The following is an 11683-nucleotide window of genomic DNA, read 5'->3' on the forward strand; positions in this document are numbered from 1 at the left end:
CCCTTCCAGAAGCACCGACGCAGAAGATCCTGACACCGGGGTAATCCGTGAAAAAGCTCTCCGCACGACGACGCCATCCGCTGGCGGCGGTCGTCGTCCTATTCATCGCGCTGGCGGCCTGCGCGGGGCTGTACACCGCCTTCGCCCCCGCGGAAAAGGCGCAGGCCGATGAAACCGCCCAGACCCTCACCATCGAGGAGGGCAAGAAGCTCTACGCCGTAGGCTGCGCCAGCTGCCACGGCACCGGCGGTCAGGGCACCACCGACGGTCCGCCTCTGGTGGGTGTGGGCGCGGCAGCCGTCGACTTCCAGGTCGGCACCGGCCGTATGCCGGCCCAGCAGCCGGGCGCGCAGATCCCGAAGAAGCCGGTCGTCTACTCGCAGGCCGAGATCGACCAGCTCGCGGCGTACATCGCCTCCCTGGGCGCCGGCCCGGAGATCCCGAGCGAGAACGCGTACGACCCCGAGGGTGCGGACATCGCCGAGGGCGGCGAACTCTTCCGCACCAACTGCGCGCAGTGCCACAACTTCACCGGCAAGGGCGGTGCGCTGTCCGAGGGCAAGTACGCGCCGGACCTTGAGGGTGTCGACCCGAAGCACATCTACGAGGCCATGGAGACCGGCCCGCAGAACATGCCGTCCTTCCCCGACACCACGCTGTCGGAGGAGAACAAGAAGGACATCATCGCGTACCTCGACGCGGTCAACAGCGACGACACCGTGGAGCCCGGTGGCCTCAGCCTCGGCGGACTCGGCCCGGTCAGCGAAGGTCTCTTCGGCTGGGTGTTCGGGCTCGGCGCACTGATCGCCGTCGCCGTCTGGGTCGCCGCTCGGACCGCAAAGGCCAAGAAGTCATGAGTAGCCAAGAGATTCCAGAAGAGAACCTGCCCATCGAGCAGGACGCGCACGGCGCGGTCAAGGTCGCGGACGAGAAGAACCCCTTCGCGGACCCCGGCCTTCCGCCCCACGAGCATCGTGTCCAGGACATCGACGAGCGGGCCGCGAAGCGGTCCGAGCGCACGGTCGCCCTGTTGTTCACGGTGTCGATGCTGGCCACCGTCGCCTTCATCGCCTCGTACCTGGCGATCGACGTCGAGAGGTCGATCTACGTCTTCCCGATCGGTCACATCAGCGCGCTGAACTTCGCGCTGGGCATGACGCTGGGCGTGTCGCTGTTCTGCATCGGCGCGGGCGCGGTCCACTGGGCCCGCACGCTGATGTCGGACGTGGAGATCGCCGACGAGCGTCACCCGATCCAGGCCTCGCCCGAGGTCAAGGCCAAGGTCCTGGCCGACTTCGCGGACGGCGCCAAGGAGTCCGCGCTCGGCCGTCGCAAGCTGATCCGCAACACGATGTTCGGCGCGCTGTCCCTGTTCCCGCTCTCCGGTGTGATGCTGCTGGGCGGCCTCGGTCCGGCGCCCGGCACCAAGCTGCGGCACACCACCTGGGCCAAGGGCAAGAAGCTCGTCAACATGAACACCAACGAGCCGCTGCGTCCCTCGGACGTCGCGGTCGGGTCGCTGACCTTCGCCATGCCGGACGGCCTGGACGAGCACGACCACGACTTCCAGAAGAACATCGCCAAGGACGCCCTGATGATCGTCCGGATCCAGCCGGACGACATCAAGGACAAGCGCGAGCTGGAGTGGTCGTACGAGGGCATCGTCGCGTACTCGAAGATCTGCACCCACGTGGGCTGCCCGATCTCCCTGTACGAGCAGCAGACGCACCACGTGCTCTGCCCCTGCCACCAGTCCACCTTCGACCTCGCCGACGGCGGCCGGGTCATCTTCGGCCCCGCGGGTCACGCCCTGCCGCAGCTGAGGATCACCGTCGGTGAAGACGGCTACCTCGAAGCGGTCAGCGACTTCGAAGAGCCCGTCGGTCCTGCCTTCTGGGAGCGCGGATGAGTACTACGACCAGCACCGATGCGCGCGACAAGCGCGAGAAGGCACCGGCCGGCGAGCGCGTCGCCGACTGGGCCGACGGCCGGCTCGGGATCTACTCCCTGGCCAAGGCCAACATGCGCAAGATCTTCCCCGACCACTGGTCGTTCATGCTGGGCGAGATCTGCCTGTACAGCTTCATCATCATCATCCTCACGGGTGTGTACCTGACGCTGTTCTTCCACCCGTCGATGAACGAGGTGGAGTACCACGGCAGCTACGTCCCGCTGCAGGGCCAGCTGATGTCCGAGGCGTTCAACTCGACCATGCACATCTCCTTCGAGGTGCGCGGTGGTCTGCTGATCCGGCAGATCCACCACTGGGCGGCGCTGATCTTCCTCGCCGGCATGTTCGTGCACATGATGCGCGTGTTCTTCACGGGCGCGTTCCGCAAGCCGCGTGAGGTCAACTGGCTGTTCGGCTTCCTGCTGTTCGTCCTCGGCATGTTCACCGGCTTCACCGGTTACTCGCTCCCGGACGACCTGCTCTCCGGCACCGGTGTCCGCTTCATGGAGGGCGCGGTCCTGTCCGTGCCGATCGTCGGCACGTACCTGTCGTTCTTCCTCTTCGGCGGAGAGTTCCCGGGCGGCGACTTCGTGGCCCGCTTCTACTCGGTCCACATCCTGCTGCTGCCGGGCATCATGCTCGGCCTGGTGGTGGCGCACCTGATCCTGGTCTTCTACCACAAGCACACGCAGTACGCGGGCCCCGGAAAGACGAACAACAACGTCGTCGGCATGCCGCTGCTCCCGGTGTACATGGCGAAGGCCGGAGGCTTCTTCTTCCTGGTCTTCGGTGTCATCGCGGTCATCTCGGCGATCGCCACGATCAACCCGATCTGGACCATGGGCCCCTACCGGCCGGACCAGGTGTCCACCGGCGCCCAGCCCGACTGGTACATGGGCTTCTCCGAGGGTCTGATCCGTGTCATGCCGGGCTGGGAGATCAACTTCTGGGGCCACACGCTCGTCCTGGGCGTGTTCATCCCGCTGATCATCTTCCCGCTGGTCCTGGTCGCGATCGCGGTCTACCCGTTCATCGAGTCCTGGGTCACCGGCGACAAGCGCGAGCACCACATCCTGGACCGCCCGCGCAACGCCCCGACCCGTACGGCCTTCGGTGTCGCGTGGATCACCTGGTACATGGTCCTGCTGATCGGTGGTGGAAACGACCTCTGGGCGACCCACTTCCACCTGTCCATCAACTCGATCACCTGGTTCGTCCGGATCGCGTTCTTCGTGGCCCCGGTCGTCGCGTTCGTCATCACCAAGCGCATCTGCCTCGGCCTGCAGCGCCGGGACAAGGACAAGGTCCTGCACGGTCGCGAGACCGGCATCATCAAGCGCCTGCCGCACGGTGAGTTCATCGAGGTCCACGAGCCGCTCAGCCAGGAGCAGCTGCACACGCTCACGGCGCACGAGCAGTACGCGCCGGCCGAGATCGGTGCCGCGGTCGACGAGAACGGTGTCGCCCGCAAGATCACACGCCTCGCGAAGCTCCGCGCCAAGCTGAGCAAGGGCTACTACGGCGAGGACAGCCAGATCGCCAAGCCCACCGTCGAGGAGTACAAGGAGATCACGAGCGGCCACGGCCACCACTGATCGCTTCGCTCGCCACACCACGGTCGCAGGGCCCCCGTCCGATCTTCGGACGGGGGCCCTGCGCCGTGCTCCCACCTGGATAGGGTGGGCGCATCAGTGATTTCACGGTCCGCGTGGCATTCCCTGCCTGCGGCTACGACACCCAGGAGCGGCTATGAGCGCTGTGACCCCCGCTGGAGGCGACACCGCGGCGGGCCGTTCCTGGCCCGCGGTGCTGAACGCGCTGCTGTCCGGGCACGACCAGGACGCCGGCGCCACGTTCTGGGCGATGGACCAGATCATGCGCGGCGAGGCGACGGACGCGCAGATCGCCGGGTTCGTGGTGGCGCTGCGGGCCAAGGGGGAGACCGTCGACGAGATCACCGGTCTCGTCGAGGCGCTGTACGAGCACGCCAATGTGATCGAGGTGGCGGGCAGGACCGTCGATATCGTCGGTACGGGTGGGGACGGCGCCAAGACGGTCAACATCTCCACGATGTCGTCGATCGTCGTCGCCGGTGCGGGCGCGAAGGTCGTCAAGCACGGCAACCGGGCCGCGTCGTCGGCGTCCGGGGCGTCCGACGTGCTGGAGAAGCTGGGCGTCAATCTGGAGCTGACGCCGAAGCGGGTGGCCGAGGTCGCCGAGGAGGCCGGGATCACCTTCTGCTTCGCGGTGAAGTTCCATCCGGCGCTGCGTCATGTGGCCGCCGCGCGCGGGCAGTTGGGCATCCGGACCGTCTTCAACGCGTTGGGGCCGCTGGCCAACCCGGCGAAGGTGCGCGCCCAGGCGGTCGGTGTCGCCGATCCGCGGATGGCACCCATCATGGCCGGCGTCTTCGCCGAGCGCGGCAACTCCTCACTGGTCTTCCGGGGCGACGACGGGCTCGACGAGCTGACGACCACGGCCACGTCACGGGTGTGGGTCGTGAGGGACGGCAAGGTCACCGAGGAGGCCTTCGATCCGCGCGACGTGGGCCTGGAGCTGGTGCCGGTGGAGGCGTTGCGCGGGGCCGACGCGTCGTACAACGCGGATGTCGCGCGGCGGTTGCTGGGTGGGGAGACGGGGCCGGTGCGGGACGCGGTTCTCCTGAACTCGGCGGCGGCGTTGGTTGCTCTGGAGCCGACCTCCGGGTCGCTGGCGGAGCAACTGCGCGGCGGGATGGCGAAGGCGGCGGAGTCGATCGACTCCGGGGCGGCGCGGCGGGCTCTCGAGCGGTGGGTCGCGGCGACCAACGCGTAGCGGCTGCGGGTCCGGAGGGGGCTGGTCGCGCGGGGAACTCGCGACCGGCCCCCACCCACCCGCACCACCCCATGCAGCCCCGAACCCCCGCGCTATGAGGCGCATCCCGCCATCCGGACAGAAGTTGCGGCGCTGCGATCACTTCACGTACGTTTTTCGGCAGGTCATGAGTGACAGTCACAAGGCCCCGGCCGACTGTCCGGCAACCCTCCGTCCGTGGCGGGGTGCCCCGGGTGAAGACCAGGTCGTAGGCAACGAGGTCTACGGCAAGCGCGGACCCCTCGCACTCTTCTGAGTGGATACACCAGGGGTCCTGGTCGTTCGAGGGAGTCTTCCGTGAGCAAGCGAATGCGATAGGGCTGCCGAGCCCCGCCTCCGCGCACCCTTCTTTCCTTCTTCCGCATGCCTTGCTTCGGCATGCCTCTCACGGGAGTTCCCCATGTCTGTCTCCACCGTTGCCGCCGACCGTTCTGTTTGTGCCCCGCTGCCCGTTCTCGGCCGGGATGTCACCGTCCCGCTCGTCACCGGCGGGGAGGTCACCTACGCCGCCCTCGACTACGCCGCCAGCGCCCCGGCCCTGCAGCGCGTGTGGGACGACGTGGCGGCGTACGCGCCCTACTACGGCAGCGTCCACCGCGGCGCCGGCTACCTCTCCCAGCTGTCGACCGACCTCTTCGAGAACGCCCGCACCACCGTCGCGGAGTTCCTCGACTGCCGGGCCGACGACCAACTGGTCTTCACCCGCTCGACGACGGACTCCCTGAACCTGCTGGCCCAGGCACTCCCCGCCGACTGCCAGGTCTTCGTCTTCGAGACCGAGCACCACGCCTCGTTGCTGCCCTGGCGGAACGCGCGGGTCACGTACCTGGACGCGCCGCGTACGCACCAGGAGGCCGTGGCCACCCTGGAGACCGCGCTGGCCGGCCGTGACCCGTACGGGCCGGCGCTGGTGTGCGTCACCGGTGCCTCCAACGTCACCGGGGAGATCTGGCCGGTACGTGAGCTGGCCGCCACCGCGCACGCGCACGGCGCGCGGATCGTGCTCGACGCGGCCCAGCTCGCGCCCCACCACCCCGTCTCCGTGAGGGAGCTGGACGTGGACTGGGTCGCCTTCTCGGGGCACAAGCTGTACGCGCCGTTCGGGTCCGGCGTGCTCGCCGGGCGCGCCGACTGGCTGCGCGAGGCCGCCCCGTACCTCGCGGGCGGCGGCGCCAGCCGCAAGGTGACCCGGCGTACGGACGGGGGAGTGGACGTGGAGTGGCACGAGAGCGCCGCCCGCCACGAGGCCGGCTCGCCGAACGTCATCGGTGCCTACTCCATCGCCTCCGCGTGCAAGGCCCTCACCGAGGCAGGGTTCGACACGCTGGTCGCCCGTGAGCGGTATCTGATCGACGCCGTACGGGCCGGGCTCGCCGAGGTGCCCGAGGTGCGCATCCTCTCCCTCTTCGGGGACGACGCCCCGCGCGTCGGCGTCCTCTCCTTCGTCGTCGAGGGCTGGAACAGCTCCCACTTCGCCGCCGCCCTCTCAGCCGAGTACGGCATCGGTGTGCGCGACGGCCTCTTCTGCGCCCACCCCCTCGTCCGCACCCTCCTCGGCAGCGACCCACAGACCCAGGGCGAGTGCGGCGCCCCCGAGGCCGCGCCCGGCGAGCGGTCCCTCAACGCGATCCGGGTGAGCTTCGGCACGGGCACCCCCGACGAGCACGTGGAGCGGTTCGTGGGAGCGGTGAAGGAGCTCGTGCGCAATGGCGCGCAGTGGAACTACCGCACGGAGGACGGTCGTTGCGTCCCCGCACCGGCCGTGCGATTGCTAGCCGTCCAGGCCGATGGCGAACGCGGCCTCCAGGTCGTGCTGCGAGTAGGCCCGGAACGCGACGTGCGTGTCCGTCCCGAGAACCCCCGGAATCTTGCTGATACGGCCGGGGATCACGTCCGCGAGGTCCTCGTGCTGCTTCACCCGGACCATGGCGACCAGATCGTACGTACCGGTCACGGAGAACACCTCGGTCACGGATTCGATCGCGGCGATCGACTCCGCGATCTCCGGGATCCGGTCCACGCTGGTCTTGATGAGCACGATCGCGGTGATCACGGCTGTTTCTCTCCCTCGGGGGCCGGAGCAGGGACGTTCTCTGAGGCGTCCGCTGGCGCTTTCACTCTAGCCCTACGCCCATAACGCCCCCACGCGTAGGCGAACCCCAGTCCGAACCCCACCAGATGCGCCAGATAGGCGACGCCGGGCCCCGAGGTCTGCCGCCCGGCGGCCAGCCACTGCAGGCTCACCCAGAACGGCAGGGTCACCCACGCCGGAAACCGCAGCGGGAGAAAGAAGAGGAACGGCAGGAGGCTCGTCACCCGCGCTCCGGGGAACAGGAAGAGGAAGGCGCCGAGGACCGCGGAGATCGCCCCCGACGCGCCGACCAGCGACTGCGGCGACCCGGCGTGCGCCGCCGCGTACGCCACCAGTGCGAGGTAGCCGCAGCCCACGTAGAAGAGGGCGAACGCCACCTGGCCCATGCGTTCCTCGGCCATCGCCCCGAAGACGAAGAGGAAGAGCATGTTGCCCAGGAGGTGCAGCCAGCTGCCGTGGACGAACAGCGCGGTGAGGGGGGTGAGCGCGGCGCGCGGGGTGCCCTCGAAGAGTTCGGCGGGGACGACGCCCCAGCGGCGGAAGTACGCCCGCTGCGCGGCGAGCAGTTCGTCCCCGGTGCCGTACACGGGGTTGAGGCCCGCGGCCGGTCCGATCAGGAAGATCGCACAGCAGACGGCGATCAGCCCGTACGTCACCGGCGCCGACTCGTTTCGTACGGCCCGGGCGGCCGCGGTGCTCCACTTGCCGATCATGGAACAGAGCATGACGTAACAGGACTCACCGGCACAGACCGCCTCGCCGCCGGTCACGCCCGGCCTCGCCGCCGGAGCCAATCGGCGCCGACGCCGCAGGCGAACGGGCGTCCAGTACCGGTCAGGCCGTAGGGTTACGAGCCATAAGCACCGGGACGCCGGCGCTTCACCGAGACTGGAAGAAGGAAGAGCAGCCACGATGACGGTTCCCCTGCCGACGGACACGACCCGCTGGCGCTGCACGCTCTGTGGCAACCTCACGCGGTTCGACGTGACCCGCTCGTCGAAGGTCGTCGAGTACGTTCACCTCGACCTCGCCGGGCAGCCCAAGGTCGAGGAGCGTGACGTGGTCAGTGAGACCATCGAGTCGGTGCGCTGCCGCTGGTGCAACGCCGTGGACCAGGTGGAACTCGTGGACAGGCCGGGTGCCGGCTCCTGAGGGAGCGGGCTCCGCACAGACATTGGGGTGACGGATGGTGGAGAGCGCAGGCGGGGGGCCGGGCGACGGCGCCGCTGAGGTGCTCGACCGTCCGCTGCCCGAGGGCGTGCGCAGACGGGTCGTACAGATCGTCTCCGACGGCTTCGGCGGACTGACCGTCGCCGAACTGCCCGCACAGCTGAGGCAGTATGCCCGGTTCACCCCGACCCGTCGGGTGAAGTTCGCAGGGAACGCGATGGCGGCCGCCCTGGAGAGCGACACGCTTTTCAGACAGCGGATCTCGGAGCGGTTCCGGGAGGCCCACCCGGAGCTGGCCGACGCCCTCGACACGGGCGCCCCGCCCCCGGCCGCGGATCCGCTGGACGTGGCCGCCGCGGCCTATGTGCTGCGCCCCACGGGCTGGGTGAAGCTGGTCGCCGCCGCCGGTGAGGAGGCCCTGCGGGCGTACGCCGAGCGGGCCGACGAGGAGAGCCGGGCCGAGCTGGAGCGGCTGCGCGAACGGCTCGCCGAGGCCCGCGGCCACACGAAGGCCGAGACGGAACGGCTGCGTGCGGAGCTGGAGTCGGCGAAGAAGGAGGCCGACTCGATGCACCGCAAGCTCCGGGCCGCCCTCAGTGACGTCAAGCGCGGCGAGGCCGCCCTGCGCAAGCTGCACGCCGAGATGGAGACCGTACGTTCCGAGTCGCATGCCCAGGTGTCCGCCGCTGAGAGCGAGAGCCGGCGGCTCAAGGCCCGGCTCGGTGAGGCGGAGGCGGCCCTGGAGGCCACCAGGCGGGCCGCCCGCGAGGGCCGCAGCGTCGAGGACATGCGCGTACGGCTGCTGCTGGACACCGTGCTGGACGCGGCCCAGGGGCTGCGGCGGGAGCTGGCGCTGCCGCCGGTCTCCGTGCGGCCCGCCGAGACCGTCGACGCGGTCGAACCGGGGCGGATGACCCCGAAGGACATCGCCACCCGCGCGCTGTCGGAGAACGACCCGGCGATCCTGGACCAGTTGCTGGCGCTGCCGCAGGCGCATCTCGTCGTCGACGGCTACAACGTCACCAAGACCGGCTATCCGCAGATGCCGCTGGAGAAGCAGCGGCTGCGGCTCCTCGGGCAGCTCTCCCAGCTCGCCGCGCAGACCGGCGCCGAGGTCACCTGCGTCTTCGACGGTGCCGAGCTGGCCGCGCCGGTGCTGCTCGCGCCGCCGCGCGGGGTGCGGGTGCTGTTCTCCAAGCCGGGTGTCACCGCCGACGAGTTGATCCGCCAGCTGGTGCGCGCCGAGCCGCCCGGCCGGCCGGTCATCGTCGCCTCCACCGACCGCGAGGTGGCCGACGGGATCGCCAAGGCGGGGGCCCGCCCGGTTGCGTCCGCGGTGCTCCTCAAGCGGCTTTCCTGAGCCTTCGATACCGTCCGCCCCAACAGCAACGAACGGGTGCTATGCCCGAATTGACGGAACTGTTGGGCAACGTAGCGTCAACCGGGCGTTACTGGATGTGTGTTCAGTGTAAATTGTGCGCCGTGGGACGGGATTTTTCCTGTGGGGGATTTGAAGTGATCACCATTGGGTCACTAGGGTCTGGGCTCAAACCTCTGAACGGGTGATCGTATCGCCGGAGTCCTCGCCGGCCGGTCGCTCACATGAAGGAGTTCACCTACCGTGGCGTCCCACCGTCGACCGAAGCAGCCGAGCCGTGCGCGTGTGACCGTGCTCACGACCGCCGCCGCCGCTGCCGTGGCCCTGACCTCGCAGGCCGCCAATGCCGCGCCTGCCGAGAAGCCGAGCAAGGACGAGGTCAAGGCCAAGGTCCACAAGCTCTACGAGGACGCCGGGCGGGCCACCGACAAGCTCAACGGGGCCGAGGAGAAGCAGGAGAAGCTCGAGAAGGAGATCTCCGCGATCCAGGACAACGTCGCCAAGGGTCAGGAAGACCTCAACGAGCTGCGTGAGGGCATAGGCCTGGCGGCCAGCGCCCAGTACCGCTCGGGCGGCATCGACTCCTCGATCCAGCTCTTCCTCTCCGCCGACCCGGACGACTACCTGGACAAGGCCGCCACGCTCGACCAGCTGACCAGTCAGCAGGTCGAGTCGCTGAAGAAGGTCCAGGAGAAGCAGCGCACCCTCGCGCAGCAGCGCCAGGAGGCCACGGAGAAGCTGGCGGACCTCGCGGACACCCGCGAGACCCTGGCCAAGAAGAAGAAGGAAGTCCAGAGCAAGCTGGCCGCGGCGAACAAACTCCTCAACACCCTGACGGCCGAGGAGAAGGCCGATCTGGACGAGCAGGAGACCCGCGCCAGCCGCGACGCCGGGGACCGCGTCGAGCTGGGCAACGAGGCGCCGGCCTCCGATCGTGGCGCCGCCGCCCTCGCCGCCGCCGGCACCCAGGTCGGCAAGCCGTACGTCTCCGGTGGCAGTGGCCCCAACTCCTACGACTGCTCCGGACTGACCCAGTGGGCCTACGCCCAGGCCGGTGTGTCGATCACCCGGACCACGTACACGCAGGCGAACGACGGCACCCGGATCGGCCGCGGTGAACTCATGCCGGGCGACCTCGTCTTCTTCAACGACCTGGGACACGTCGGCCTCTACGCGGGCAACGGCACCGTCATCCACGCCCCGTACCCGGGCAAGGTCGTCCGCTACGAGTCGATGAGCACCATCGGCAGTTTCCAGTTCGGTGTCCGTATCGGCTGACACCCGCGCCGGCTTGAACAGGGCTGATCGTCACACCATGTGACGATCAGCCCTGTTTTTCTTCAAGATCAGGACACAGTGCCGCCCGAACGGGCGAATTTCCGCACCTCGTGCTGACCCCTTCCCCCGCTGGTGACCTGGGCCCCAGGCCTGACGTCACGCTGTGTGGCCGCGGAGGTCTTTGGCTCGGACACGGTCGCGCGGCTACTGTCGGCCGCGTTTCCCTCACCCGCTGTGAGCGTGCCCCTCCCCCGGGGCCGCCCTCGGCCCCGGGGGAAGGCCCTGTCCGTCGTCGAAGGGAGTGCGGCTTCCCGTGGTGTCCCACAGTCGCCTTGTACCGTCCGGGTTCGACCGGGGCGCGGCCGCCGCCCTCGGTGTGCTGTCCGCCGCGGCCGCCGCCCTCGGCGCCATCCCCGTCCAGTCGGCCGCCGCCGCGCCGCACGACAACACCCGGGCCGAGGTGGACCGGTTGTACGAGGAGGCCGAGCGGGCCACCGAGGCCTACAACAAGGCCGACGAGCGCGCCGACGAACTGCGCGAGCAGGTCGGCACCGCGCAGGACTCCATCGCCCGGCAGCAGGACCGCATCAACGTCATGCGGGAGTCGCTGGGTTCGCTCGCCGGTGCCCAGTACCGCTCCGGAGCCCTCGACCCGTCGATCGCCCTGCTGTTCTCCGACGACCCGGACGACTACCTCGACACGGCCGCCGCCCTGGACCGCATCAACGCCCACCAGGCGGGCGAACTCCACGACCTCCGGCACGCCATGCGCGACCTCTCCCAGAACCGCGCGGAGGCCAGTGCCAAGCTCGCCGAGCTGGAGAAGAACCGCAAGGCCGTCGCCCAGCACAAGCGGGCCGTCGAGGGGAAGCTCGCGGCGGCCCGGCGGCTCCTCGACTCCCTCCCGGACGAGGAGCGCGCCGCGTACGACCGCGCCTCCCGCTCCGGCCGGACCGACATG

Annotated in this window: 10 protein-coding genes, 1 pseudogene and 1 riboswitch; of the genes and pseudogenes, 9 read left to right on the forward strand and 2 right to left on the reverse strand. The window is 69.4% G+C overall.

All coding sequences use genetic code 11. The features are described 5' to 3' along the window. The first annotated feature begins 47 nt into the window (after window positions 1-47). The 5 genes and pseudogenes from qcrC to AWZ10_RS20140 all read left to right on the forward strand — a co-directional run. The gene (gene qcrC, locus AWZ10_RS20120) at window positions 48-857 is read left to right on the forward strand and encodes a cytochrome bc1 complex diheme cytochrome c subunit (protein WP_060891736.1); all 810 of its coding nucleotides are present in this window, start codon (window positions 48-50) and stop codon (window positions 855-857) included. Then, on the forward strand, window positions 854-1909 hold the full coding sequence (gene qcrA, locus AWZ10_RS20125) for a cytochrome bc1 complex Rieske iron-sulfur subunit (protein ID WP_046703084.1): 1056 nt from the start codon (window positions 854-856) through the stop codon (window positions 1907-1909). The genes qcrC and qcrA overlap by 4 nt, the downstream gene beginning before the upstream one ends. Further along, complete coding sequence (qcrB, locus tag AWZ10_RS20130) at window positions 1906-3546, forward strand: cytochrome bc1 complex cytochrome b subunit (protein WP_046703083.1); 1641 nt, start codon at window positions 1906-1908, stop codon at window positions 3544-3546. The genes qcrA and qcrB overlap by 4 nt, the downstream gene beginning before the upstream one ends. A gap of 154 nt (window positions 3547-3700) precedes the next feature. Continuing rightward, window positions 3701-4765, forward strand: coding sequence for an anthranilate phosphoribosyltransferase (gene trpD, locus AWZ10_RS20135; protein ID WP_060891737.1), 1065 nt, complete (start codon window positions 3701-3703; stop codon window positions 4763-4765). Window positions 4766-4927: 162 nt separating this feature from the next. Next, window positions 4928-5044: riboswitch (SAM riboswitch) on the forward strand. A 160-nt stretch (window positions 5045-5204) separates the two neighbouring features. Beyond that, a pseudogene (locus AWZ10_RS20140) lies at window positions 5205-6560 on the forward strand (aminotransferase class V-fold PLP-dependent enzyme); the annotation flags it as partial. Between the two features lie 15 nt (window positions 6561-6575). Here the strand turns inward: AWZ10_RS20140 and AWZ10_RS47870 are convergent. Together AWZ10_RS47870 and AWZ10_RS20145 are read right to left on the reverse strand one after the other, a co-directional pair. Next, complete coding sequence (locus tag AWZ10_RS47870; RefSeq protein WP_046703883.1) at window positions 6576-6857, reverse strand: Lrp/AsnC family transcriptional regulator; 282 nt, start codon at window positions 6855-6857, stop codon at window positions 6576-6578. After that, a complete protein-coding gene (locus AWZ10_RS20145; RefSeq protein ID WP_046703886.1) occupies window positions 6854-7609 on the reverse strand; it encodes a rhomboid family intramembrane serine protease in 756 nt (251 codons plus the stop codon). Before AWZ10_RS20145 ends, AWZ10_RS47870 begins: the two co-directional genes overlap by 4 nt. Before the next feature lie 199 nt (window positions 7610-7808). Here AWZ10_RS20145 and AWZ10_RS20150 point away from each other — a divergent pair, with 199 nt between their 5' ends. From AWZ10_RS20150 to AWZ10_RS20165, 4 genes are all read left to right on the forward strand, one after another. After that, window positions 7809-8048: a hypothetical protein gene (locus AWZ10_RS20150; RefSeq protein ID WP_037693477.1), complete on the forward strand. Its 240-nt coding sequence runs from the start codon at window positions 7809-7811 to the stop codon at window positions 8046-8048. A gap of 34 nt (window positions 8049-8082) precedes the next feature. Continuing rightward, window positions 8083-9426: an NYN domain-containing protein gene (locus AWZ10_RS20155; RefSeq protein ID WP_046703882.1), complete on the forward strand. Its 1344-nt coding sequence runs from the start codon at window positions 8083-8085 to the stop codon at window positions 9424-9426. A 261-nt stretch (window positions 9427-9687) separates the two neighbouring features. Continuing rightward, the gene (locus AWZ10_RS20160) at window positions 9688-10722 is read left to right on the forward strand and encodes a C40 family peptidase (RefSeq protein WP_063776325.1); all 1035 of its coding nucleotides are present in this window, start codon (window positions 9688-9690) and stop codon (window positions 10720-10722) included. Window positions 10723-11035: 313 nt separating this feature from the next. Further along, a partial coding sequence (locus tag AWZ10_RS20165; protein ID WP_425264501.1) for a coiled-coil domain-containing protein occupies window positions 11036-11683 on the forward strand: 648 nt, incomplete at its 3' end.

Origin of the sequence: Streptomyces europaeiscabiei, from assembly GCF_001550375.1 — a bacterium.
GTDB classification, from domain to species: domain Bacteria; phylum Actinomycetota; class Actinomycetes; order Streptomycetales; family Streptomycetaceae; genus Streptomyces; species Streptomyces europaeiscabiei.

What these genes read in the sequence shown, in the direction of transcription:
- qcrA (WP_046703084.1), top strand. Translation starts at nt 854, where the DNA reads ATGAGTAGCCAAGAGATTCCAGAAGAGAACCTGCCCATCGAGCAGGAC.
- qcrB (WP_046703083.1), top strand. Translation starts at nt 1,906, where the DNA reads ATGAGTACTACGACCAGCACCGATGCGCGCGACAAGCGCGAGAAGGCA.
- trpD (WP_060891737.1), top strand. Translation starts at nt 3,701, where the DNA reads ATGAGCGCTGTGACCCCCGCTGGAGGCGACACCGCGGCGGGCCGTTCC.
- AWZ10_RS20145 (WP_046703886.1), bottom strand. Translation starts at nt 7,609, where the DNA reads ATGATCGGCAAGTGGAGCACCGCGGCCGCCCGGGCCGTACGAAACGAG.
- AWZ10_RS20150 (WP_037693477.1), top strand. Translation starts at nt 7,809, where the DNA reads ATGACGGTTCCCCTGCCGACGGACACGACCCGCTGGCGCTGCACGCTC.
- AWZ10_RS20155 (WP_046703882.1), top strand. Translation starts at nt 8,083, where the DNA reads ATGGTGGAGAGCGCAGGCGGGGGGCCGGGCGACGGCGCCGCTGAGGTG.